The sequence below is a fragment of the Streptomyces sp. MMBL 11-1 genome (genome assembly GCF_028622875.1).
In the GTDB taxonomy this organism is placed as follows: domain Bacteria; phylum Actinomycetota; class Actinomycetes; order Streptomycetales; family Streptomycetaceae; genus Streptomyces.
In genome coordinates this window covers 3,809,954-3,833,426 of record NZ_CP117709.1, presented here as the reverse complement: position 1 = coordinate 3,833,426, position 23,473 = coordinate 3,809,954, and the positions used below count along the sequence as shown (strand labels likewise).

22 protein-coding genes and 2 tRNA genes are annotated in these 23,473 nt (G+C 70.5%); 18 read left to right on the top strand and 6 right to left on the bottom strand.

Going from position 1 to position 23,473, the window contains the following annotated elements; genetic code table 11:
- Window positions 1-148: 148 nt before the first annotated feature.
- The 7 genes from gnd (at window position 149) to PSQ21_RS16570 (ending at window position 8,987) form a co-directional block, all read left to right on the top strand.
- Complete coding sequence (gnd, locus tag PSQ21_RS16600; protein ID WP_274031302.1) at window positions 149-1,033, top strand: phosphogluconate dehydrogenase (NAD(+)-dependent, decarboxylating); 885 nt, start codon at window positions 149-151, stop codon at window positions 1,031-1,033.
- Window positions 1,034-1,100: 67 nt separating this feature from the next.
- Window positions 1,101-2,231, top strand: a complete 1,131-nt coding sequence (recF, locus tag PSQ21_RS16595; protein ID WP_274031301.1) for a DNA replication/repair protein RecF — start codon at window positions 1,101-1,103, stop codon at window positions 2,229-2,231.
- Window positions 2,232-2,428: 197 nt separating this feature from the next.
- Window positions 2,429-2,932 (top strand): DUF721 domain-containing protein, encoded by a 504-nt coding sequence (locus PSQ21_RS16590; RefSeq protein ID WP_337961698.1) that lies wholly within the window; start codon window positions 2,429-2,431, stop codon window positions 2,930-2,932.
- A 436-nt stretch (window positions 2,933-3,368) separates the two neighbouring features.
- Entirely contained in the window at window positions 3,369-5,438 is a 2,070-nt protein-coding gene (gene gyrB, locus PSQ21_RS16585; protein WP_274031299.1) for a DNA topoisomerase (ATP-hydrolyzing) subunit B, read from the top strand.
- Between the two features lie 47 nt (window positions 5,439-5,485).
- A complete protein-coding gene (gene gyrA, locus PSQ21_RS16580; protein ID WP_274031298.1) occupies window positions 5,486-8,125 on the top strand; it encodes a DNA gyrase subunit A in 2,640 nt (879 codons plus the stop codon).
- A gap of 93 nt (window positions 8,126-8,218) precedes the next feature.
- Window positions 8,219-8,842, top strand: coding sequence for a DUF3566 domain-containing protein (locus PSQ21_RS16575; protein ID WP_274031297.1), 624 nt, complete (start codon window positions 8,219-8,221; stop codon window positions 8,840-8,842).
- A 71-nt stretch (window positions 8,843-8,913) separates the two neighbouring features.
- Window positions 8,914-8,987, top strand: a tRNA-Ile gene (locus PSQ21_RS16570).
- Window positions 8,988-9,124: 137 nt separating this feature from the next.
- Here PSQ21_RS16570 and PSQ21_RS16565 read toward each other — a convergent pair.
- On the bottom strand, window positions 9,125-10,072 hold the full coding sequence (locus PSQ21_RS16565) for an RNA polymerase sigma-70 factor (protein ID WP_274031296.1): 948 nt from the start codon (window positions 10,070-10,072) through the stop codon (window positions 9,125-9,127).
- A 173-nt stretch (window positions 10,073-10,245) separates the two neighbouring features.
- Between PSQ21_RS16565 and PSQ21_RS16560 the strand changes: the two genes are divergently transcribed.
- Complete coding sequence (locus PSQ21_RS16560; RefSeq protein WP_274031295.1) at window positions 10,246-11,013, top strand: SDR family oxidoreductase; 768 nt, start codon at window positions 10,246-10,248, stop codon at window positions 11,011-11,013.
- A gap of 190 nt (window positions 11,014-11,203) precedes the next feature.
- Here the strand turns inward: PSQ21_RS16560 and PSQ21_RS16555 are convergent, their stop codons facing one another.
- Window positions 11,204-11,572: a DUF6344 domain-containing protein gene (locus tag PSQ21_RS16555; protein ID WP_274031294.1), complete on the bottom strand. Its 369-nt coding sequence runs from the start codon at window positions 11,570-11,572 to the stop codon at window positions 11,204-11,206.
- Window positions 11,573-11,863: 291 nt separating this feature from the next.
- On the opposite strand from PSQ21_RS16555, the gene PSQ21_RS16550 reads away from it, so the two are divergent.
- Both PSQ21_RS16550 and PSQ21_RS16545 read left to right on the top strand, forming a co-directional pair.
- A complete protein-coding gene (locus PSQ21_RS16550) occupies window positions 11,864-11,998 on the top strand; it encodes a DLW-39 family protein (RefSeq protein ID WP_003958712.1) in 135 nt (44 codons plus the stop codon).
- 338 nt (window positions 11,999-12,336) lie between these two features.
- Window positions 12,337-13,686 carry a hypothetical protein gene (locus PSQ21_RS16545; RefSeq protein ID WP_274031292.1) on the top strand — a complete coding sequence of 450 codons (1,350 nt, stop codon included), beginning with the start codon at window positions 12,337-12,339 and terminating at the stop codon, window positions 13,684-13,686.
- Between the two features lie 17 nt (window positions 13,687-13,703).
- Here the strand turns inward: PSQ21_RS16545 and PSQ21_RS16540 are convergent, their stop codons facing one another.
- Together PSQ21_RS16540 and PSQ21_RS16535 are read right to left on the bottom strand one after the other, a co-directional pair.
- The gene (locus PSQ21_RS16540) at window positions 13,704-15,122 is read right to left on the bottom strand and encodes a serine/threonine protein kinase (RefSeq protein ID WP_274031291.1); all 1,419 of its coding nucleotides are present in this window, start codon (window positions 15,120-15,122) and stop codon (window positions 13,704-13,706) included.
- Window positions 15,123-15,261: 139 nt separating this feature from the next.
- The gene (locus PSQ21_RS16535) at window positions 15,262-15,810 is read right to left on the bottom strand and encodes a helix-turn-helix domain-containing protein (RefSeq protein WP_274031290.1); all 549 of its coding nucleotides are present in this window, start codon (window positions 15,808-15,810) and stop codon (window positions 15,262-15,264) included.
- A 178-nt stretch (window positions 15,811-15,988) separates the two neighbouring features.
- Here PSQ21_RS16535 and PSQ21_RS16530 point away from each other — a divergent pair.
- Window positions 15,989-16,061: transfer RNA gene (locus tag PSQ21_RS16530), tRNA-Ala, on the top strand.
- Between the two features lie 208 nt (window positions 16,062-16,269).
- Complete coding sequence (locus tag PSQ21_RS16525; RefSeq protein WP_274031289.1) at window positions 16,270-16,854, top strand: TerD family protein; 585 nt, start codon at window positions 16,270-16,272, stop codon at window positions 16,852-16,854.
- A gap of 148 nt (window positions 16,855-17,002) precedes the next feature.
- Here PSQ21_RS16525 and PSQ21_RS16520 read toward each other — a convergent pair whose 3' ends face one another.
- Window positions 17,003-17,728: a DUF5324 family protein gene (locus tag PSQ21_RS16520; RefSeq protein ID WP_274031288.1), complete on the bottom strand. Its 726-nt coding sequence runs from the start codon at window positions 17,726-17,728 to the stop codon at window positions 17,003-17,005.
- A 280-nt stretch (window positions 17,729-18,008) separates the two neighbouring features.
- On the opposite strand from PSQ21_RS16520, the gene PSQ21_RS16515 reads away from it, so the two are divergent.
- Together PSQ21_RS16515 and PSQ21_RS16510 are read left to right on the top strand one after the other, a co-directional pair.
- Window positions 18,009-18,536 (top strand): peptidylprolyl isomerase, encoded by a 528-nt coding sequence (locus PSQ21_RS16515; protein ID WP_274031287.1) that lies wholly within the window; start codon window positions 18,009-18,011, stop codon window positions 18,534-18,536.
- Between the two features lie 167 nt (window positions 18,537-18,703).
- A complete protein-coding gene (locus tag PSQ21_RS16510) occupies window positions 18,704-19,606 on the top strand; it encodes a rhomboid family intramembrane serine protease (RefSeq protein ID WP_274031286.1) in 903 nt (300 codons plus the stop codon).
- Window positions 19,607-19,876: 270 nt separating this feature from the next.
- Here the strand turns inward: PSQ21_RS16510 and crgA are convergent, their stop codons facing one another.
- On the bottom strand, window positions 19,877-20,131 hold the full coding sequence (crgA, locus tag PSQ21_RS16505) for a cell division protein CrgA (protein WP_097865620.1): 255 nt from the start codon (window positions 20,129-20,131) through the stop codon (window positions 19,877-19,879).
- 142 nt (window positions 20,132-20,273) lie between these two features.
- Here crgA and PSQ21_RS16500 point away from each other — a divergent pair, with 142 nt between their 5' ends.
- The 4 genes from PSQ21_RS16500 to PSQ21_RS16485 all read left to right on the top strand — a co-directional run bounded on the left by PSQ21_RS16500 (window position 20,274) and on the right by PSQ21_RS16485 (window position 23,452).
- Complete coding sequence (locus PSQ21_RS16500) at window positions 20,274-21,041, top strand: DUF881 domain-containing protein (RefSeq protein ID WP_274031285.1); 768 nt, start codon at window positions 20,274-20,276, stop codon at window positions 21,039-21,041.
- Between the two features lie 133 nt (window positions 21,042-21,174).
- The gene (locus PSQ21_RS16495) at window positions 21,175-21,363 is read left to right on the top strand and encodes a hypothetical protein (RefSeq protein ID WP_003967905.1); all 189 of its coding nucleotides are present in this window, start codon (window positions 21,175-21,177) and stop codon (window positions 21,361-21,363) included.
- Window positions 21,360-21,998, top strand: a complete 639-nt coding sequence (locus PSQ21_RS16490) for an aminodeoxychorismate/anthranilate synthase component II (RefSeq protein ID WP_274031284.1) — start codon at window positions 21,360-21,362, stop codon at window positions 21,996-21,998. The genes PSQ21_RS16495 and PSQ21_RS16490 overlap by 4 nt, the downstream gene beginning before the upstream one ends.
- Entirely contained in the window at window positions 21,995-23,452 is a 1,458-nt protein-coding gene (locus tag PSQ21_RS16485; RefSeq protein WP_274031283.1) for a class E sortase, read from the top strand. The genes PSQ21_RS16490 and PSQ21_RS16485 overlap by 4 nt, the downstream gene beginning before the upstream one ends.
- The last annotated feature ends 21 nt before the right edge of the window (window positions 23,453-23,473 follow it).

Below are 23,473 nucleotides of genomic sequence, written 5' to 3'. Positions count from 1 at the left end.
CGGCTGATCGGGGGACGTATCCGCGGCAGTTTCCGGCGGGCCCGCTCGGCGCGGAGCGGGCCCGCCGCGCTGTCCCCCGCCGGGCGTAGGCTCGGTCCTGGGCGCAAACGCCCCGACGCTTATCGCCACGACGCTTAAGGAATCTCTGATGGAGCTCGGTCTCGTCGGCCTCGGCAAGATGGGCGGCAACATGCGCGAGCGCATCCGCCGCGCAGGCCACACCGTCATCGGTTACGACCGCAACCCGGATGTCGCCGATGTCCACAGTCTCGAAGAGCTTGTGGGCAAGCTGAAGGGCCCGCGGGTCGTCTGGGTCATGGTCCCGGCAGGCGCCGCCACCCAGTCCACGGTCGACGAGCTCGCCGAGCTGCTCTCGCCCGGTGACGTCGTCGTCGACGGCGGGAACTCCCGGTGGACCGACGACGAGAAGCACGCCGCCGAGCTGGGCCTCAAGGACATCGGCTTCGTCGACTGCGGTGTTTCCGGCGGCGTCTGGGGCCTGAAGAACGGCTACGCCCTGATGTACGGCGGCACCGACGAGAACGTGGCGAAGGTCCAGCCGATCTTCGACGCGCTGAAGCCCGAGGGCGACTTCGGTTCCGTCCACGCGGGCAAGGTCGGCGCCGGCCACTTCGCGAAGATGGTCCACAACGGCATCGAGTACGCCATGATGCAGGCCTACGCCGAGGGCTGGGAGCTGCTGGAGAAGGTCGACTCGGTCACCGACGTGCGTGAGGTCTTCCGTTCCTGGCAGGAGGGCACGGTCATCCGTTCCTGGCTGCTCGACCTCGCGGTCAACGCGCTCGACGACGACGAGCACCTGGAGAAGCTCCGGGGCTTCGCCGCCGACTCGGGCGAGGGCCGCTGGACGGTGGAGGCCGCGATCGACAACGCGGTGCCGCTGCCCGCGATCACGGCGTCGCTGTTCGCGCGGTTCGCCTCGCGCCAGGACGACTCGCCGCAGATGAAGATGATCGCCGCGCTGCGCAACCAGTTCGGCGGGCACGCGGTCGAGTCCAAGTCCGAGAACTGATCGGACCGCCGGCGACGCGTCGGCAGCGCAACAACCTGCGAAGCACCAACGGGAGAGGTCGGCCACCATGCACGTCACCCATCTCTCGTTGGCCGACTTCCGCTCGTACGCCCGGGTCGAGGTGCCTCTCGACCCGGGCGTCACCGCGTTCGTGGGGCCCAACGGGCAGGGCAAGACCAACCTCGTCGAGGCCGTCGGCTATCTCGCCACCCTCGGCAGCCACCGGGTCTCCTCGGACGCCCCGCTGGTGCGGATGGGAGCGGAGCGGGCGGTGATCCGCGCGGCGGTCACCCAGGGCGAGCGTTCGCAGCTGGTCGAGCTGGAGCTGAATCCGGGCCGCGCCAACAGGGCCCGTGTCAACCGGTCCTCGCAGGTCAGACCGCGTGACGTGCTCGGGATCGTACGGACCGTGCTGTTCGCGCCGGAGGACCTGGCCCTGGTCAAGGGCGACCCCGGCGAGCGGCGGCGGTTCCTGGACGAGCTGGTCACGGCACGTTCGCCCCGGATGGCCGGGGTCCGCTCCGACTACGAGCGGGTGCTGAAGCAGCGCAACACGCTCCTCAAGTCCGCGGCGATGGCGCGCCGGCACGGTGGGCGCTCGATGGACATGTCCACGCTCGACGTCTGGGACCAGCACCTGGGCCGGGTGGGCGCCGAGCTGCTGGCGCAGCGTCTCGATCTGATCGCCACGCTCCAGCCGCTGGCCGACAAGGCGTACGGGGACGTCGCGCCGGGCGGCGGTCCGGTGGCGCTGGAGTACCGCAGCTCGGTCGGTGAGGGCGTGGGTCCCGCGCGCACCCGCGAGGAGCTGTACGAGCAGCTGATCGCGGCGCTCGTGGGCGTCCGCAAGCAGGAGATCGAGCGGGGCGTGACCCTGGTCGGCCCGCACCGCGACGATCTGGTGCTCGGTCTGCGGGGGATGCCGGCGAAGGGGTACGCGAGTCACGGCGAGTCCTGGAGCTACGCGCTGGCGCTGCGGCTGGCCAGTTACGAGCTGCTGCGCTCCGAGGGCAACGAGCCGGTGCTGGTGCTCGACGACGTCTTCGCCGAGCTGGACGCCCGTCGCCGTGAGCGGCTGGCGGAGCTGGTGGCTCCGGGCGAGCAGGTGCTCGTGACGGCCGCGGTGGCCGAGGACGTCCCGGGCGGGCTGGCGGGGGCACGGTACGCGGTGACCGCGGGTGAGGTGGAGCGCGTATGACCGGCCGGGGCGAGAGCGGGGCTGCGGGCCGACGGGGACCGGCCGCCCGCGCGGGTACGGGCGCGGCTCGCGCCAAAGACGGGGGCGGGGCCGGCGGGCCGGGGGACGCGTTGCCGGATCCGGCCGCTTCCGGGGCTTCCTCCTCCGGCCCGGGGGCAGGGGTGTCTCCTGGGGCAGGGGTGTCGAAGCCGCCCGAGGTGACCGGGGTGGATCTCGCCCGGGTCGCGTTGCGGGCGGCGAAGGAGCAGGCCAGGGCGCGGGGCGCGGCGGCGCAGCAGAAGAAGCAGGCCCGGCGCGGCGGCGGGCTGCGCTCGGGCGCACGGTCGGACGGCCGGGACCCGCAGCCGCTGGGCTCCGCGATCAACCGGCTGATCACCGAGCGGGGCTGGGAGACGCCGGCGGCGGTCGGCGGGGTGGTGGGGCGGTGGCCGCAGATCGTCGGCGACGATCTGGCGAACCACTGCGTACCCCTGCGGTACGACGACGATCCGGACGCCCGGGTGCTGACCGTGAGCTGCGACTCGACGGCGTGGGCGACGCAGCTGCGGCTGCTGGCTCCGCAGCTGGTGGCCCGGCTGAACGCGGATCTGGGCCAGGGCACCGTACGGATGATCAAGGTGGTCGGGCCGGGGGGTCCGGAGCGCCGGTTCGGGCCGTTGCGGGCCCCCGGCAGCAAGGGGCCGGGCGACACCTACGGGTGAGGGGTCGGGGGCGGCCGGGCCGCCGTGCGCCCGCGGCCGGGGTTCCAGTCCCCTTCTCTATCCCGTACGTACCTTCGCTCACCGCGCTGAGCTGCACTTTTGGCGTAAAATTGTCGTGTACTGGACGGGCGTGTGGGTGGGTTCGTCAGGGTTCGTACGGGAGGAAACCGGGCGGTACGGCCGGAGCGTCCCTCACCGTAGCGAGAGGTTGACAGGCCGAAGCGCTCAAAGCCCGTCAGGGCCTCTTGGGGCCCCTTCCTGAATATGGGGAGTCGTCAGTCGCTCATTCAGGGCGGCACATGCGTACTCAGGTACCGGCAAACCACCATTCGTGTCAGTGCTACCGGTAGACTGGTGAGTAATCCCGCCGCTGAGGCGGGAGTCGTCGATACAAGCCGAACGACGCAGCCGCTCCCGCCTGTCCGGAGAACGGCCTGTGCTGTGCCAGAAAGGGCGCTTCGTGGCCGATTCCGGCAACCCCAACGAGAACATTCCGTCCACAGTCGGTGAGCACGGCGAGGCCGCCGCCTCGTACGACGCCAGCGCGATCACCGTGCTGGAAGGGCTGGACGCGGTCCGCAAGCGGCCTGGCATGTACATCGGCTCGACCGGTGAGCGCGGCCTGCACCACCTGGTGCAGGAAGTCGTCGACAACTCGGTCGACGAGGCGATGGCGGGCCACGCGGACACCATCGACGTCACGATCCTCGCCGACGGCGGGGTGCGTGTGATCGACAACGGCCGGGGCATCCCGGTCGGCATCGTGCCGTCCGAAGGGAAGCCGGCCGTCGAGGTCGTGCTGACCGTCCTGCACGCGGGCGGCAAGTTCGGCGGCGGCGGATACGCCGTCTCCGGCGGTCTGCACGGCGTCGGCGTCTCCGTCGTCAACGCCCTGTCCACCCGGGTCGCCGTCGAGGTCAAGACCGACGGCCACCGCTGGACCCAGGACTACAAGCTCGGCGTCCCGACCGCCCCGCTGGCCAAGCACGAGGCCACCGAGGAGACCGGCACGACGGTCACCTTCTGGGCCGACGGGGACATCTTCGAGACCACCGAGTACAGCTTCGAGACCCTCTCGCGCCGCTTCCAGGAGATGGCGTTCCTCAACAAGGGCCTCACCCTCAAGCTCACCGACGAGCGGGAGTCGGCGAAGGCGACGGCGGGCGCGGACAGCGCGGACGCGGTCGAGCCCGCCGAGGAGGAGACCGCCCGCACGGTCACGTACCACTACGAAAACGGCATCGTCGATTTCGTGAAGTACCTCAACTCCCGCAAGGGCGACGTCATTCACCAGTCGGTGATCGACATCGAGGCCGAGGACAAGGACCGTCTCCTCTCGGCCGAGATCGCCATGCAGTGGAACACGCAGTACACCGAAGGCGTCTACTCCTTCGCCAACGCGATCCACACGCACGAGGGCGGTACGCACGAGGAGGGCTTCCGCGCGGCGCTGACCTCGCTGGTCAACCGGTACGCGCGCGACAAGAAGCTGCTGCGCGAGAAGGACGACAACCTCACCGGCGAGGACGTCCGTGAGGGCCTCACCGCGATCATCTCGGTGAAGCTTGGCGAGCCGCAGTTCGAGGGCCAGACAAAGACCAAGCTGGGCAACACGGAGGCCAAGACCTTCGTGCAGAAGGTCGTCCACGAGCAGCTGACGGACTGGTTCGACCGGAACCCCAACGAGGCCGCCGACATCATCCGCAAGGGCATCGCCGCCTCGACCGCCCGCGTGGCGGCCCGCAAGGCGCGTGACCTGACCCGCCGCAAGGGGCTGCTGGAGAGCGCCTCGCTGCCGGGCAAGCTCAGCGACTGCCAGTCGAACGACCCCACCAAGTGCGAGATCTTCATCGTCGAGGGTGACTCCGCCGGCGGTTCGGCGAAATCCGGCCGTAACCCGATGTACCAGGCGATCCTGCCCATCCGAGGCAAGATCCTGAACGTCGAGAAGGCCCGGATCGACAAGATCCTCCAGAACACCGAGGTCCAGGCGCTGATCTCGGCGTTCGGCACCGGGGTCCACGAGGACTTCGACCTCGAGAAGCTCCGCTATCACAAGATCATCCTGATGGCGGACGCCGACGTCGACGGTCAGCACATCAACACCCTGCTGCTGACGTTCCTCTTCCGCTTCATGCGGCCCCTGGTGGAGCAGGGCAACGTCTACCTCTCGCGCCCGCCGCTCTACAAGATCAAGTGGGGCCGGGACGACTTCGAGTACGCCTACTCGGACCGGGAGCGCGACGCCCTGGTGGCGCTCGGCAAGCAGAACGGCAAGCGGATCAAGGAAGACTCGATCCAGCGCTTCAAGGGCCTCGGCGAGATGAACGCCGAAGAGCTGCGCATCACGACCATGGACGTCGACCACCGGGTCCTCGGCCAGGTGACGCTGGACGACGCCGCGCAGGCCGACGACCTGTTCTCGGTGCTCATGGGCGAGGACGTCGAGGCGCGACGCTCGTTCATCCAGCGCAACGCCAAGGACGTCCGCTTCCTCGACATCTGAGTCGGCCGTACCAGCGACGCCGCAGCTCGAAAGGACTTTGACCAGCAATGGCCGACGAGAACACCCCTGTGACACCTGAACCCGTGATGCCCGAGGCGGAGATCGTCCCCGGAGTGGGCATGCGCGTCGAGCCCGTCGGGCTCGAGACGGAGATGCAGCGCTCCTATCTCGACTACGCGATGTCCGTCATCGTCTCGCGTGCGCTGCCCGACGTACGGGACGGACTCAAGCCCGTCCACCGCCGGGTGCTGTACGCGATGTACGACGGCGGGTACCGCCCCGAGAAGGGGTTCTACAAGTGCGCCCGCGTCGTCGGCGACGTCATGGGTACGTACCACCCGCACGGCGACTCCTCCATCTACGACGCCCTGGTGCGCCTCGCGCAGCACTGGTCGATGCGCATGCCGCTGGTGGACTCCAACGGCAACTTCGGTTCCCCGGGCAACGACCCGGCCGCCGCCATGCGGTACACCGAGTGCAAGATGATGCCGCTGTCCATGGAGATGGTCCGGGACATCGACGAGGAGACCGTCGACTTCCAGGACAACTACGACGGCCGCAACCAGGAGCCGACGGTCCTCCCGGCGCGCTTCCCGAACCTGCTGGTCAACGGCTCCGCGGGCATCGCGGTCGGCATGGCGACCAACATCCCGCCGCACAACCTCCGTGAGGTCGCCTCCGGTGCCCAGTGGTACCTGGAGCACCCCGAGGCCTCGCACGAGGAGCTGCTGGACGCGCTGATCGAGCGCATCAAGGGCCCCGACTTCCCCACCGGCGCGCTGGTCGTGGGCCGCAAGGGCATCGAGGAGGCGTACCGCACCGGGCGCGGCTCCATCACGATGCGCGCGGTCGTCGCGGTCGAGGAGATCCAGGGCCGCCAGTGCCTGGTCGTCACGGAGCTGCCGTACCAGACCAACCCCGACAACCTCGCGCAGAAGATCGCCGACCTGGTCAAGGACGGCAAGGTCGGCGGGATCGCGGACGTCCGCGACGAGACCTCCTCGCGTACGGGGCAGCGCCTGGTCGTCGTCCTCAAGCGGGACGCGGTCGCCAAGGTCGTCCTGAACAACCTGTACAAGCACACCGACCTCCAGACGAACTTCGGCGCGAACATGCTGGCGCTCGTCGACGGGGTGCCGCGCACGCTGTCGATCGACGCGTTCATCCGCCACTGGGTGACGCACCAGATCGAGGTCATCGTCCGGCGGACCAGGTTCCGGCTGCGCAAGGCCGAGGAGCGGGCGCACATCCTGCGCGGCCTGCTCAAGGCCCTGAACGCCATCGACGAGGTCATCGCCCTCATCCGGCGATCCAACACGGTGGAGATCGCGCGCGAGGGCCTGATGGGCCTGCTGGAGATCGACGAGCTCCAGGCGAACGCGATCCTGGAAATGCAGCTGCGCCGCCTGGCCGCGCTGGAGCACCAGAAGATCACCGCCGAGCACGACGAGCTCCAGGCGAAGATCAACGAGTACAACGAGATCCTGGCGTCGCCCGCCAAGCAGCGCACGATCGTCAGCGAGGAGCTGGCGGCGATCGTCGACAAGTTCGGCGACGACCGGCGTTCCCAGCTGGTGCCCTTCGACGGTGACATGTCCATCGAGGACCTGATCGCCGAGGAGGACATCGTCGTCACGATCTCCCGCAGCGGTTATGTGAAGCGCACGAAGACGGACGACTACCGCTCGCAGAAGCGCGGCGGCAAGGGCGTGCGCGGCACGAAGCTGCGGGAAGACGACATCGTCGACCACTTCTTCGTCTCCACGACCCACCACTGGCTGCTGTTCTTCACGAACAAGGGCCGGGTCTACCGGGCCAAGGCGTACGAGCTCCCGGACGCCGGCCGGGACGCGCGCGGCCAGCACGTCGCCAACCTGCTGGCCTTCCAGCCGGACGAGAAGATCGCCCAGATCCTCGCGATCCGCGACTACGAGGCCGTGCCGTACCTGATCCTGGCGACGAAGGGCGGTCTCGTGAAGAAGACCGCGCTCAAGGACTACGACTCGCCGCGCTCGGGCGGGGTCATCGCGATCAACCTGCGCGAGATGCCGGACGGCGGCGACGACGAGCTGATCGGCGCCGAGCTGGTGTCGGCCGAGGACGACCTGCTGCTCATCAGCAGGAAGGCCCAGTCGATCAGGTTCACCGCGACGGACGACGCGCTGCGCCCCATGGGCCGTGCCACCTCGGGTGTCAAGGGGATGAGTTTCCGCGAGGGCGACGAACTGCTCTCGATGAATGTCGTCCGGCCCGGTACGTTCGTCTTCACCGCTACCGACGGCGGGTACGCGAAGCGGACCCCCGTCGACGAGTACCGCGTCCAGGGTCGCGGCGGCCTCGGCATCAAGGCCGCCAAGATCGTGGAGGACCGCGGATCGCTCGTCGGTGCGCTGGTGGTCGAGGAGACCGACGAGATTCTCGCCATCACGCTCGGCGGTGGTGTGATTCGTACGCGAGTCAATGAAGTCAGGGAGACGGGCCGTGACACCATGGGCGTCCAACTGATCAATCTGGGCAAGCGCGACGCCGTCGTCGGCATCGCGCGCAACGCCGAGGCCGGTCGTGAGGCGGAAGAGGTCGATGGGGCCGATGACGTCGACGGCGAGATGGCCGAGGTTCACGCCGAGGGCGTGAGTGAGGGCACTGTCGAGGGCACGGAGCCTTCGACCGGGGAGCACGAGGAGTAGAGCGTGAGTGGAGCCACGGGCGCCGGTTCGGCCGCTTCCGGAGCTGGAGCGAACGGTGCCCGTGGCCCTGCCACGGACTCCCAAGGGGGCACTGTGACGGACACACGAGGGCCTCAGCCCCAGTACGAGGGTTACGCGACCGGGCCCCTGCCCGGCGAGCGTGAGCCCGCACCGGGGCCATCGGGGCCGTACCACCCGCCCCAGGCGTACCAGGCGCCCGGTGGCGGCACCCAGGGCGGCCGACCGCGCCCCGGGCAGCCGGCCGACGGCACGTTGGGCGGTGCGCAGGGCGTGGGCGGCGTTCAGGCGGCGCGCAAGCCGCGCACGGGGGCGCGGACCACTCCGCGTACCCGCAAGGCCCGTCTGCGGGTGGCCAAGGCCGACCCGTGGTCGGTGATGAAGGTCAGCTTCCTGCTGTCGATCGCGCTGGGCATCTGCACGGTGGTGGCGTCGGCGGTGCTGTGGATGGTCATGGACGCCATGGGCGTCTTCGAGACCGTCGGCGGCACGATCAGCGAGGCCACCGGCTCGAACGAGAGCAACGGCTTCGATCTGCAGTCGTTCCTGTCGCTGCCGCGCGTGCTCATCTTCACCTCGGTCATCGCCGTGATCGACGTGGTGCTGGCCACCGCGCTGGCGACGCTGGGCGCCTTCATCTACAACCTGTCGGCGGGCTTCGTGGGCGGTGTGGAGCTCACGCTGGCCGAGGACGAGTAGCGCGCCGGGTATCGATTTTGGGACTGGCCCCGACGTGCGCTAATCTTCAGAAGTCAGCGCGACAGCGCGGCGGGGCTATAGCTCAGTTGGTTAGAGCGCATCCCTGATAAGGATGAGGCCACAGGTTCAAATCCTGTTAGCCCCACAGATGAAGTGCAGGAGAAGAGGGCGTTTCCCCCTGGTGGGAAGCGCCCTCTCTCTGTTTCTCCCCTCCTGTTCGGTGAAGAGCGTCTGCCGGGTTCTCCCTCACGTTCGCCCGCCGGGTCCCGCGGGGCCGGCGGCTCAGCGGCTGACGGCGGTCTCCCGCGTCAGACGTGACAGCTTGTCGGGATTGCGGACGTGGTAGGCCCCGGTGACGTGCCCGTTCTCGACCCGCACGGCAACCACGCCGTCGATCTCACCGTCGACCCGGACGAGCAGTCCCGGGCCGCCGTTGATCCGGGCCGGCTCGACCGACCTCTCGGCGTCACGCTTCCACCAGCCGGCCGCCAGCAGGCGGGCCACCTGGTCGGCGCCCACGACGGGCCGCAGCAGGGCGTGCCTGACCCCGCCGCCGTCGCTCAGGGCGACGACGTCCGGCGCGAGGATGTCGAGCAGGGTCTGCAGCTCGCCGGTTTCCACCGCCCGTTGGAAGGCCTGGAGGGCGGCTCGGGTCTGGACCGGGGAGGCCGTTCCGCGTGGTCGGCGTGCCGCGACGTGGGACCGGGCCCGGTAGGCGAGCTGGCGGACCGCGGCCGGGCTCCTGCCGACGGCCTCGGCGATGTCGTCGTAGTCGAGCTCGAACACCTCGCGCAGCACGAACACCGCCCGTTCGACCGGTGCGAGCGTTTCGAGCACCAGCAGCATCGCCATCGAGATGCTCTCGGCCAGTTCGACGTCCTCGGCCACGTCCGGCGCGGTCAGCAACGGTTCCGGCAGCCACGGCCCGATGTAGGTCTCCCTGCGCCGGCCGAGCACGCGCATCCGGTCCAGCGCCTTCCGGGTGGCGATCCGTACCAGATAGGCACGTTCCTCGCGCACGGTGTCGCGGTCGACTCCCACCCAGCGCAGCCAGGTCTCCTGCAGGACGTCCTCGGCGTCGGCGGCCGAGCCGAGCATCTCGTAGGCGACGGTGAACAGCAGATTGCGGTGGGCGACGAACACCTCGGTGGCGGAGTCCACCGGCTCCGCCCGGCCGGCACGGTCGAGCGGCCCGGCCGGGTCCGTGGTTCGTTCGCTGCGCTCACTCATGGCGGGCTCCCGTCTGTCGCTTCCCAACTCCGCTCCACGCATGGGACGCCGGGCCCCGCCGTTCGGTAACACGGTCCACTCGGTGGCCCATGTCACACAGCCGCGATCGTTACGGGCGACGGGGCGCCGGCGTCCGGTGTTCGTCAGGACACCGCGCCAGAAGGGCAGGGAACATGAGCACCCGAAAGTTCGCAGTGGCAGGGGCGACCGGGCGGCTGGGACGCCACGTCGTGGAGGTCCTCGGGGAACGGGGGCACCAGGTGGTGCGGATGTCCCGCGCCACCGGCGTGGACATCATCACCGGTGAGGGCCTGGCCGAGGCGCTCACCGGGGTCGACGTCATCGTGGACGTCGCGTCATGGCACGCCTCCGACCAGGAAGCCGCCACGGAGTTCTTCCGCACCGCCACCCGTAACCTGCACGAGGCCGGCCGGGTCGCGGGAGTCGGCCGGATCGTCGCCGTATCCATCATCGGCGCCGACAAGGCCACGGCCGGGTTCGTCGCCGCACAGCAGGTGCACGAGCGGGTCCACCTCTCCGGCCCGCTGCCCGCTCGTATTCTGCGGGCCGCGCAGTTCCATGAATTCGTCGGTCAGCTTCTGGACTGGCAGCAGGGCGACGTCGCCCACATCCCGGCCCTGCCCACCCAGCTCGTGGCCTGCCGCACCGTGGCCGAAACGCTGGTCGCGCTGGCCGCCGACCCCGACGCGCCCGCCGAGGAGGCCCCCGGAGCGCCGATTCCCGAGATCGCCGGGCCCCGCAGGGAGACCATGTCCGCGGCGGCCAGGCTTCTCGGCGCCCGCCGAGGCATCGAGGTCGTCGAGGTCGACGGTTCCGGCATGCCCGATGCCGAGATCGCGGCGGCCGGCGGATTCCTGCCCGGTCCGCACGCCCGGCTCGACGGCCCCACCTTCCAGGAGTGGCTGGCAGCCCAGCCCTGACACGGCCGGCCGGAGGGCCGTGAAGGCGCGACGTGCCCAGTACGGTGTCGTCTTCCTCGGCGTGGAGGCGTGGGTGGCTCTGACGCGCGGGAAGGCGCCGGGCGTGAGGTGCGTGCCCCTGACCGCACGAAGAAGGGCCCCCGGCCGGTGTGAACCGGACCAGGGGCCCCGGAGTGCGGTGGCACCGGGATCAGGGGGGTGGCGCCGGGGAGTCGCCTTCCGGGGCTGAGCGGTGGGAGTCGGCGGGGCCGGTCGTGCGGCCGGTCTCCGCGGGGTCGAGCGACAGGTGCCGGGTGGCCGGGGAGGAGCCGTGGGCCTCGGCGCGGATGCGCTGCTTCATCGTGGGTGGCAGGGCCCGGTCACGCGGAAGGGTCCATCGGACCGAGGGGGCGATCGGAGTTGCCGCGGTGGCGGCCGTGTGCTCCTGGGTCGTGGCGCTCGGCTGCGCTGCGGCGTTCGTGGCGCTCGCCGTGGCGGTGGCGAGGCCCAGCGACGCCAGGAGGGCGAAGAAGGCGGTGATGAAGGCGGTCCAGAGGTTCTTGGGCTGGAAGGTGCTCATGGCCCCTCGCTTTCGGACGGTCCGGTTGCTGACTTCTCCGATCATGTGGATCCGGGCCGTGATTTCGAGGAGCGACGCCCGCTCTGCGCCGATCTTCAGATGAACACCACTCGTATGGTGCAACCGGGGTGGACAGGCCCTCGTGAGCGGTCGGAAGAGGGTGCGGGAAGGTCGTTCCGGACGGCGTCGAGGGGGTGCTCCGGGGTCCCGGGCAGGTCACCGAACGGTATCGGCCGGTGTGTATAGTCGGCGGCAGAAGGCCCTTACGCCAAGGAAAGACGAGGTCGCGCGGTGAAGAAGCTTCTCCTGGTCGCACTGGCCGCCATCGGCGGGCTCCTCGTGTACCGCCAGATCCAGGCGGATCGCGCCGAGCAGGATCTGTGGACGGAGGCGACCGACTCCGTGCCCGCAGGTTCGGGTGTGTGAGACGGCACAGTCTGTTACGGGCCCCGGTCGCTGAGCGGCCGGGGCTTCGTGCTGTTCGGGGCCCGTTCGCCTGCGCGCGGGCCCTTTGTCGTGCGCGCGCGACGCCCGTACCTCTCCCTCTACCTGCACCTCTCTGTTCCTCGGCCTCGTGAGTTCGCTTGAGCACATACATGAATTGCTCTGGTGAACTCCGATGGTGTCGGCGAGGGCGGTAGCGCGGACAAGGGGCAATGCGGCAGGGGCCGGAGACACCGGCGGGGTGGGCGGGGCAGGATGGACCGGCATCGCGGCCGGGCGGTCGACGGCACCGGCGCGTGAGGGACGACGAGGGGAAGCGCGTGAAGAGGCAGCGCAACAGGGGCCGGGTGGTGGCCGCGGTGGTCGCGGCGGTGTGCGCGGCGGCGGCCCTGCCGGGGCAGGCGTACGCGACCGGCCCCGGGGCGTACGCGTTCGACCCGGACGCGAAGAACGTGCAGGGTGCGACGGCGAACGTCGAGGCGTCCGAACTCGACGAGGGCCTCCCGTACCGCAGCACGATCAGGCCGGGCGAGAAGCTCTACTACCGGGTCACGCTGGACGAGGTCTCCGCCGCCTATGTCTCGGCGGTCGCGGTGCCCGGCGACCGTGGCGATGTCGCCCACGGCGACGGCATCAACGTCAGTCTCCGGGAGACCGACGACACCCGGTGCGGTTCGGCGCGGGCGAACTTCGGCGCGGGCGGGTACGCGCGTCCCATCGCCGCGTACGTCTCCCGGACCGTCGAAGAAGGCAGCACCATCTGCCAGGAGAGCGGCCAGTACGACGTCCTCGTCGAGCGCGAGAGCAAGGACGCCTCCAACACCGACGCCTGGGACCTGGAGTTGCGCTTCCTTCAGGAGCCGCGGTTGAAGAGCGCGGCGACCATGCCGACCGAAGGGCCCGACAGCTGGCCCTCCGCCTCGGCGAAGCCGCTGACCGGGGAGCAGCGGAAACGGTCCGGCGGGGCCGGGTACTCCGAGGCCACCAGTCTGGAGAACGGCCGCTGGCAGGACACGGTCGCCCCGGGGCAGACCCGCTTCTACCGGGTGCCGGTGGACTGGGGACAGCAGATCCACGCCACCGCCAAGCTCTCCAACACCACGAGCGGCAACAAGGAGTTCGTGGGCAACGCGCTCACCCTGTCGCTGGACAACCCCGCCCAGGGGCATGTCTCCGACGCCACGCTCTCGTATTCCGGAGGGCCCGCTTCCGCGTCGCTGAGGCCGCTGCCGCCGGTGGCCTACCGCAACCGGTTCGCCCCCTCGCCCCAGGTCAGCACCATGCGCTTCGCGGGCTGGTACTACCTGTCGGTGTCCCTCAGCCCGAAGCTCAAGGAGTCCTACGGCGACGAGCCGATCCCCTTCGAGCTGGCGGTCCAGGTGAAGAACGACGCCGAGACGTCTCCGTACGAGGGCGACGCCGGGGTCTTCGGCGTCACCGACCAGGACCGGGAGGTGGCCCGGAAGGGGAAGACCGCCCGGGAGGCCGCGCAGAGCGGCCCGATGACGGTGGTCGCCGCGGCCGGGATCGGCACGGGGTCCGTGCTGGTGCTCGGGCTGGGTCTCTGGACCCTGCTGGCCCGCCGCCGCGCCGCCGGGGCCACGGCCTCCGGTTCGCCGGCCGTCGGTTCGCCGGCCGGCGGGGTCCACCAGCCGCCGTGGGGCCGGTAGTCGGACCGGCGGGAGCGTCAGATCTGGGTCAGGGCCCAGATCCCGACCGCGAAGCAGATCAGCGCCACCACCAGCACCGGGACCGCCACCTTCGGGGGCGGCCCCGGACGCGTTCGGCGCCCGGGCACGTGAGGCGCGGCGTGCTGAACCGGCGGGGCCGGCACCGGTGGGTGCGGCTCCTGGGCGGTGTAGGCGCGGGTGGCGAGGGGTTCGCGCGGTACGCCGGAGGTCGGCGCCCGGGAGGCGTCCGGCGCGCGGACGGCGTACGGGGGCGGCGTGTCCACGGTGGGCGGGGCGGCCGGCGGCTGCTGGGGACCCGGTTCCTGGACACCCGGCTGCTGGATATCCGGTCCCTGGTACGGCTGTTGCTGTGGGGGCGGGGTTACGGGCGGGGGCGCGAGGTGGAAGCTCCCGGTCTCCGACATCGACGTGGGGGGCGGTGCGTCGGCCTGTTGGCCGGGCCCCGGAACGGCCGGCCGCGGTGACCCGGCGGCGGGTGCGGGCGCGGGTGCGGGCGCGGGTGCGGGCGCGGGCTCCTCGGGCTGCCTGGGGGCCGCTACGGGCCCGTCGGGGCCGAATCCCGCCGGCAGTGGCCCGATCTGGTCGAACACCTCCACCGGCTCGTCGTCCGGGCCGGGTTCGGGCAGCATCTCGACCGCCGCGGTGAGGGCCTTGCGCGCCCCCGTCGCGGTCCGGAACCGGGCATACGGGTCCGGCTGGAGCAGACCGGCGAGAACCTGCCACAACGGCTCGGGAATGCCGTTGGGGGCGCTCGGGGTGCCGTGCGCGGCGAAGTGCTCCACCAGCGCCCGGGAGTCGGGCTTCTGGCCCTGGAGGAGATAGAGCGCGACCAGGCCGACCGCGAAGAGGTCCGCGGGGAAGTCGGGCTCGGCGCCCATCATCTGCTCGGGGGCGAAGTAACCGGGCGTGCCGACGACGTAGTTGGTCTCGGTCAGCCGGGGCTCGCCCTTGCGCATCGAGATGCCGAAGTCGGAGAGGCGCAGATGCGGGCGGCCCGTCCCGGTCGCCTCCATCAGGATGTTGGCGGGCTTGATGTCGCGGTGCACCACTCCTTCGGCGTGCACCGTGGAGAGGCCGGAGAGCAGCTGGTCCAGCAGCAGGCAGACGAAGCGCGGGGGCAACGGGCCGTAGTCGCCGATGACATGGGCGAGCGAGCCGCCGCTCACCAGGTCCATGGTGAACAGGACCTTGTCGTCGTCGGCGGCCCAGCTGGCCGGGGCGAGGACATGCGGGTGCTCGATGCGCAGGGCCTGCTCGCGGACGAAGCGCAGCAGCGTGTGCGCGTCGCTCTGCTGGAGCACCTTGGCCGCGACGTACCTGCGGCGGCGGTGGTCCCAGGCGCGCCAGACGGCGCCGACCCCGCCCCGCCCGACCGGATCGATCAGCTCGTACCGACCGGCGAAGACCTCACCCATTGCGCTGCGCCCGCTCCCCGTTCCCGTGGTGCCGCGGCGTCCGCCGCGGCCCGTGCCGGCCCCCGTGCCCCTGCCGGCACCAGGGCGCCGCGCGGTGCGCGCGTGCCCTGGCTCCGTCGTCCGTCGTGGTCCGGAGCCGTCAGCTCTGGTGCCCCTCGTAGTGCGCGACCGCGTCCGCGGTGCGTCCGGCTCCGTACACCTTGAGGAACTCTGCCAGCTCCGGGTGGGTCGGGGCGAGGGCGTCCGAGGCATCGATGATGTCGCCGGCCGCCGCGACCGACCGCAGCAGGGACTGGATCTCGCGCACCACACGGCGGACGGTGGGAGCGCCGCCGGTGGGGGTGGTCTGGCCGGTGGCGGTCAGGACCGACCCGCCCTGCGACTTCTTGATCTCCTCCATGCGGTCGGTGGCCTCGCCCGCGCTGACGCTGCCGTCGGCCACCTGGCTCGCCAGCTCCTGGAGGGCCTGGACGCGCTGGACCACCGCGGGATTGCCGATCTTGGCCCGCTGGCCGCTCATCAACTGGGAGAGCATCGGGGCGGAGAGCCCGAGAACAGCGGCCAGCCGGGCCTGGTTCAGGCCGAGATCATCGATCAGTCGACGGAAGAGCGCCCCCAACGGCTCCCCGTACCAACTGCGTTGAAGCTCTCTGGCTCTTGCCGTCGCCTCTTGTTGCGCTGCGTCCATGGCGTCTCCCCATCGCTGCCGCTTCGCTGCTGCGAACCTTGCGAGCATCTTACGGAGCGTGGTCGGCCACCGGGAGTCCCTATCCTTTTGCAGGATTACGGGGGTCACCCGGTACTCTGGTCTGCGACGGTAGCCCTGGCACGGACGTGCTGGGCGTTGCCCTCGTTCGTTGTGGCCCGGGGCCTTAGCTCAGTTGGTAGAGCGCTGCCTTTGCAAGGCAGATGTCAGGAGTTCGAATCTCCTAGGCTCCACATCACTAGACCCCTCTGAACTGCGGTGACGCGGATCAGAGGGGTCTTTCTCGTCTTTTCCCGCATCGGAGGACCGCCGAGCGCCTGGACGCCTGCCGGGCCCCGGTCTCGTACGATCCGGAACCGGCGCGCTTCCTCCGGGGCCGTGTACCGGAGGCACCAGGCACACTTCATACGTAAACAGTCGAGCCACAAAAAGGACTCAGGCATGATCACGTTGACGAAGGAAGACGGCCCGGCCGACCTGGGTGGGGTGACCCACCTGTCCATCGGGGCGTCCTGGGACCCCACCGTCGGGAGCAGCGGCGGCCTGATGGGGAAGATCCGGCAGAAGGCCGGCACGGACCTCGACCTGATCGCCATCGCGCTGCAGGGCGGGGACCCGGTGCGGCTGGCAGGTCTGGACTCGCTGGACCCGCTGGGCAACGGCTCGCTGGTGCACAGCGGGGACAACCAGACCGGGCACGGTGACGGTGACGACGAGACGGTGACCGTCGAGTTCGCCAAGATTCCTTCGAACATCACGTCGATCGTCTTCATCGCCGCCGCGTACAAGAAGCGGAGCGCGTTCAGCAACGCGCGCAACATCAGCTTCAAGGTGTACGACGCGACGGGCGGCAGCACCCAGCAGGTCGCCGACATCTGGCCGAGCATGCTCACCCAGGACAACGGCGTCGCCGTGGCCAAGGCGATCCGTGAGGGCGCGGGCTGGAAGCTCCAGGTGATCAACGAGACCGGGAAGATCAAGCAGGGCGACGAGCAGGCCCTGATGCGCTTCGCCGTGAGCCGGTAGTCGCCGGGGGGCGGGGCTCCGTCGCCGTCTTACGGCGATCCGGGGCGACAGAAGCGAACGCGGCTGCGGTGACCGCCCGGGCGGTCACCGCAGCCGCGTTCGTCTCTGTCAGGGGGGTGCCGCACGGGGCGGCGGGTGCCGGCCCCGGTCAGGGCCGGTCGTCGAGGCCCGGGGTGCCCCCCTCGCCCGACTCGGCCTCGGCCTCGGCCTGCTTGGCCTGGACCTCCGGGTCGAGGTCGGCCCGGTCGCTGCCGTCGACCGAGCTGAGCGGCGATCGCTCGTCGCCCACCTCGGTGGCGACGGGCGGCTCGACCAGCCAGTCCGGGTTGGCCTGCTTGTCCCACCAGCGCCAGGCGGCGTAGGCGCCCCCGGCCAGGACGCCCAGTACCAGGAACCCCTTCGCGGCCCGGCCCGCCCTGGCCCGCCGCTGGTGCTTCCTGGCCAGCTTCTGGATCTCCTTGGCCGTCACCTGGGTGCGCAGCGCCGCCAGGGCGGCCGCGCTGCGGGCGGAAGCCTGCTCGGCGACGGGCAGGGCCACCGACCGGGCGTGCTCGATGCGGGGGGCGGTGTAGTCGGCGGCGCTCCGTGCGGCCCTGCGGGTGGACGCCTTGGCGCGATGCGCGGCCTCGTCGACCTTGGGTGGCACGTGCGTACGGGCCTGATCGAGGCGCGGTGCGAGATGGGACGCGTACTGGACACGGGCCTGCTGGGCCGCCTTCGTCACCTTGGGCGCGAGCCGTACGCGCGCCTCGTGCGCGTAGCGGGCCGCCTGCTCCTTGGCCGTGTCGGCGTAGGGCGCCACCACTTCCGCGGCGTGCTGCGCGCTGTCCTTCGCCGAGTCGGTTGCGGCGCGCACGCTGTCGATGCGGGTCACGAGATCCTCCTCCTTGGTGGCGGGTAGGTACTCCGCCTGTCCGCCCAGTTCGAAATCATGCCTGTTGCGTCCAAGCCCGGCATGCGGGACGGGCATCCGGGTCATGATCGCCGTGTGCGGCCAGAACGGTTCATGTGAAGTGTGCCGACGACAATGCCACGGTTCGGTGGTGAACGCGCCGTTTCGTCCGGCATCCGGCCGCACATTTCCCGGCCCGTGGGAGGATCGGCGGACGTCGCGAAGGGTGTGACGTCAGGTGAAGGACGAAGGAAGGCAGACCGTGGCCGAGCAGCTCTACGCCACCTTGAAGACCAATCGGGGCGACATCGCGTTGCGGCTTCTGCCGAACCACGCCCCCAAGACGGTCCGGAACTTCGTCGAGCTGGCCACCGGGCAGCGCGAGTGGGTCAACCCGGAGACCGGGGAGAAAACCACGGACCGGCTGTACGACGGCACCGTCTTCCACCGTGTCATCAGCGGTTTCATGATCCAGGGCGGCGATCCGCTGGGCAACGGCACCGGCGGCCCCGGCTACCAGTTCGCCGACGAGTTCCACCCGGAGCTGGGCTTCACCCAGCCGTATCTGCTGGCCATGGCGAACGCGGGCCCGGGGACGAACGGCTCGCAGTTCTTCCTGACCGTGTCCCCCACCGCCTGGCTGACCGGCAAGCACACCATCTTCGGCGAGGTGTCCGGTGAGGCGGGGCGCAAGGTCGTCGACGCCATCGCGGCCACCCCGACCAATCCGCGCACCAACCGTCCTCTGCAGGATGTGGTGATCGAGTCCGTGGTCGTCGAGACCCGCTGACGATCGCTTCCCGAGAGGCCTGGCAGCAGACCTCGCCGGAGACCTCTCGCCGGACATCTTTCGCGGGAACCAACCGCGCTGCCCGTCCGTACTGATACATAGCGGACCAGCGGGGCGGCCCTGTCCGTGCCGCCGAGCGACGAGGACCGAGAGGCAGGCCAGGACCGATGGACCAGCAGCCGCCGGGAGACCGCGCAGCCGCGGGAAGCGGTGTGCCGACGCCGACCTGCTACCGCCACCCCGACCGCGAGACGGGCATCAGCTGCACGCGCTGCGAGCGGCCCGTCTGCCCCGAGTGCATGGTCAGCGCCTCGGTCGGCTTCCAGTGCCCCGACTGCGTACGCCAGGGCTCGGGCACCGGGCACCACCCGGCCGCCTCCCGGCCGCGCACGCTGGCGGGCGGTGCGGTGGCCGCCGACCCGCGCCTGGTCACCAAGATCTTTCTCGGCATCAACCTGGCCGTCTTCCTCCTGGTCTCCGTCCGTCCCGCGCTGGTGGGAGATCTGACGCTGCTCGGGCTGGCGTGGGATCCGAGCCCGCCGCCGGGATCGGTCGAAGGCGTCGCCGAGGGTCAGTGGTATCGCCTGGTGACCTCGATGTTCCTGCACCAGGAAGTGGTGCACATCGGGTTCAACATGCTGGGGCTGTGGTGGCTCGGCGGACAGTTGGAGGCGGCGCTCGGCCGCTCCCGCTATCTCGCGCTCTATCTGCTGTCCGGTCTCGCGGGCAGCGCCCTGACCTATCTGATCGCCGCGCCCAACCAGGGTTCGCTCGGGGCGTCCGGCGCGGTCTACGGCCTGTTCGGCGCCACCGCCGTGCTGATGCGCCGGATGAACTACGACATGCGGCCGGTGCTGGTGCTGCTGGCGATCAACATGGTCTTCACCTTCACCTGGGGCGGCATCGCCTGGGAGGCGCACGTCGGCGGTCTGATCGCGGGCGCCGTCATCGCCATCGGCATGGTCCACGCCCCGCGCGAGCGGCGTACGGCGGTGCAGACCGCCACCTGTGCGCTTGTCCTGCTGGCGACGGTCGGGATGATCGTCGTCCGCACGATGTCCCTCACCTGAGCGGAAGGGGGCCCTCCACCCCCAGATGGACCGAAGTTGTCCACAGTGTGCGGAGAATCTTGTGCATGGCAAGAGGAACATGCGTTCCCCTCGTCGCTGAGCTGGGTCTTTCCGCCCGGACAACGGGGTGCAGCCCCCCTCGACGAGGGAGGCTGCGGTCACACCGGCGTCAACATGAGTGGAGGTTATCCACAGATCGTCTGACCTTTTCCCCCGACTGTGGATAACTCTGTGGGTAACTCAGGGCAAGGCTTGTGCGGAGGGGGTCCGTCACTTCCACTGCGTCGACACGGCGAAACCGCCGGCGATGAAGCCGAAGCCGACCACGATGTTCCAGTTGCCCAGGGCATCGACCGGCAGGTCGCCTTCGGTCACGTAGAACACCACGATCCAGGCCAGCCCGATGAGGAACAGGGCCAGCATCACCGGAGCGACCCAACTGCGGTTGGTCAGCTTGATGGTTGTTGCCTGCTTCGCCGGGGGCGGCGTGAAGTCGGCCTTCTTGCGGATACGTGACTTCGGCACGAGGGACTCTCCTGTCGATGCGCTGCGTGACCGCGCAGGGATCTGTGGCGGGCGCCGGGGGCGGGATGCCAGGGGGCGTGCTGCCTCCCCCGAGCGTCCGTTAGCGTAGTGCTTCTCTGGCGCCTGATGAGATAAGGGTACGTTGAGCAATTCTGCCGACTCCCCGGAAGGCCCGGCCCGGCGCACCTCCGCGTGGGCGGTCCGGGGGCTCACCGCTGCGGTCTTCGCCCTGGCCGGACTGATCTTCGTCACCAGCGCCAACACCGCCAAGGGCACCAACCTGCGCAGCGACTCCTCCCTGCTGAAGCTCTCCGACCTGATCAGGGAGCGCAGCGAGAAGAACGGCGAGCTGAACGATTCGGTCGCCGGCGCCCGCGCGGACATCGACGCCCTCGCCCAGCGTGACGACGGCTCCACCAAGGCCGAGGACGCCCGCCTGAAGGCGCTGGAGAAGGCGGCCGGCACCACGAAGATCACTGGCGACTCCGTCAGCGTGACCCTCAACGACGCGCCCCCCGACGCCACCGCCAACCCCGGTTACCCCGAACCCCAGCCCAACGACCTGGTCATCCACCAGCAGGACCTGCAGGCCGTGGTGAACGCGCTGTGGCAGGGCGGGGCGCGTGGGATCCAGGTGATGGACCAGCGGCTGATCTCCACCAGCGCGGTCCGCTGCGTGGGCAACACGCTGATCCTCCAGGGCCGCGTCTACTCACCGCCGTACAAGGTCACCGCCGTCGGGGACCCGGGCAAGCTCAAGCGGGCGCTCAACGACTCCACCGCGATCCAGAACTACCTGCTGTACGTGAAGGCGTACGGGCTGGGCTGGAAGGTCGACGAGAACGAGGCGGAGACTCTTCCCGGGTACTCGGGAACGGTGGATCTGCACTACGCACAGCCTGTGGACTGAGCCCCGACGGCGGCAGCCGCCGTCGGGGCTCAGTCCGGGCTCACTCCTTGGAAGACCCGGGCTTTTCCCCAGCCGACCCCCTCCCCGGCCGCGGCCCTCTAGTCTGGTGCGGGTACCGAATGGAGGGGTCAGCATGTACGGCTGGATCTGGCGGCATCTGCCGGGCAACGCATGGGTGCGGGGTGTCATCTCGCTCGTGCTGGTTCTGGCGGTCGTCTACGCGCTTTTCCAGTACGTGTTCCCCTGGGCGGAGCCGCTGCTGCCGTTCGGCGATGTGACCGTCGACGGCGAGAGCGCCGGTGGAGCAGGAGCCGACCAGTGAGCGCACGCATTCTCGTCGTGGACAACTACGACAGTTTCGTCTTCAACCTCGTTCAGTACCTCTACCAGCTCGGTGCCGAGTGCGAGGTGCTGCGCAACGACGAGGTGACCACCGCCCACGCGCGGGACGGCTTCGACGGCGTCCTGCTCTCGCCGGGGCCCGGCACGCCCGAGCAGGCCGGCGTCTGCGTCGAGATGGTGCGCCACTGCGCGGACTCCGGCATCCCGGTCTTCGGCGTCTGCCTGGGGATGCAGTCGATGGCGGTCGCGTACGGCGGTGTCGTCGACCGGGCCCCCGAGCTGCTGCACGGCAAGACCTCCTCCGTGGCCCACGAGGGCCAGGGAGTCTTCGCGGGGCTGCCGTCCCCCTTCACCGCGACGCGCTACCACTCGCTCGCCGCCGAACCGGGCGCGCTGCCCCCGGAGCTGGAGGTCACCGCCCGGACGGCGGACGGCATCATCATGGGGCTGCGCCACCGTGACCGGGCGGTGGAGGGCGTGCAGTTCCACCCCGAGTCGGTGCTGACCGAGTACGGACACTTGATGCTGGCCAACTGGCTGGAACAGTGCGGGGACCAGGGGGCCGTCGCGCGGTCGGCGGGGCTCGCGCCGGTGGTGGGCAAGGCCGTCGCGTGACCGCAGGCCACCCCGGGCACGGTGCCGGACCGGAGGGCCCTTACGCGCAAGGGGCGTACGGGGCCGACGGCGCGTTCGTGGCGGCGGTGGACGGCCTCGCGGACCCGCTCAACGATCCGCTGCCCGGCGCGCAGGCCTCGCCGTGGTTCCGGGCGGACACCAGCCCGGGCGGACCGGGAGCCGGCGGGCCCGGAGCGGGCGGACCCGGGCCCGTGATTGCTCCGGCGCCCGGACCGGGCCCCGGAGCGCCGGAGTACGCGCCGGGGCCGGTGCTCGGACACGTACCGGAGCCTGTGCTCGGACACGTACCGGGGCCGGTGTCGGGGCACGTACCCGCGGCGGTGCCGTCGCACGAGGCCGGTTACGGGCCCCACCGCGGGCCTCAGCAGCCCCAGGGAGCCCCGAACGAGTGGTACGACCCCGCTGGGTACCAGCGTGACTGGTACGGGCCCCAGGAGCCGTCTGCGGGCGGAGTTCCGGCCGAGGAGCGGGCCCCGGCCCCGGACCTCCCCGCCGAACCGCGCACCGAAGTCATCGCCGCCGCCGTCGGAGGGTCGGCCGAACCGCGCACCGAAGTCATCAGCCGCGTTCCGGACGAGCCGGGGCCCGACCCCGAGGCCCGCCCCGGGCCCCCTCCCCCCGGCGGGCGGGCCGAGCGGCGGCGGGCGGCCAAGGGGCGCGGCCGCCGACGCCCGGAACCGGCCGCGGGGCAGGCAGCCCCGGCCGTCCCGGCCGCTCCGATGTCCCGGGTGGAGGCCCGGCGCGCGGCGAAGGCCGCGAAGGACAGTCCGGCGGTCGTCGCCAGCCGGGTGGTCGGCGAGGTGTTCATCTCGCTGGGCGTCCTGATGCTGCTGTTCGTCACCTACCAGCTCTGGTGGACCAACATCAGGGCCGAGCAGATCGCCGGCAAGGAGACCAACCGGATCCAGGACGAGTGGGCCAACGGCGACCGGAAGCCCGGGGAGTTCGAACCCGGCCAGGGCTTCGCGATCATGCACATCCCCAAGCTGGACGTGGTCGCCCCGATCGCCGAGGGCATCGACAAGGAGAAGGTGCTCGACCGGGGCATGATCGGCCATTACGGCGAGGGCAGGCTCAAGACGGCGATGCCCTCCGACAAGCAGGGCAACTTCTCCGTGGCCGGTCACCGCAACACCCACGGCGAACCGTTCCGCTACATCAACAAGCTCAACCCCGGCGACCCGATCGTGGTCGAGACGCAGGACGCGTACTACACGTACGAGATGGCCAGCATCCTCCCGCAGACCTCGCCGTCCAACATCTCGGTGATCGCGCCGGTGCCGGCGGGCTCCGGGTTCGAGGGGCCGGGCCGGTACCTCACGCTGACGACCTGCACCCCGGAATTCACGAGTACCTACCGGATGATCGTCTGGGGCAAGATGGTCGAGGAACGGCCGCGCAGCCAGGGAAAGCCCGACGCGCTCGTCGGCTGAACATCCTCACGACAGGGACGG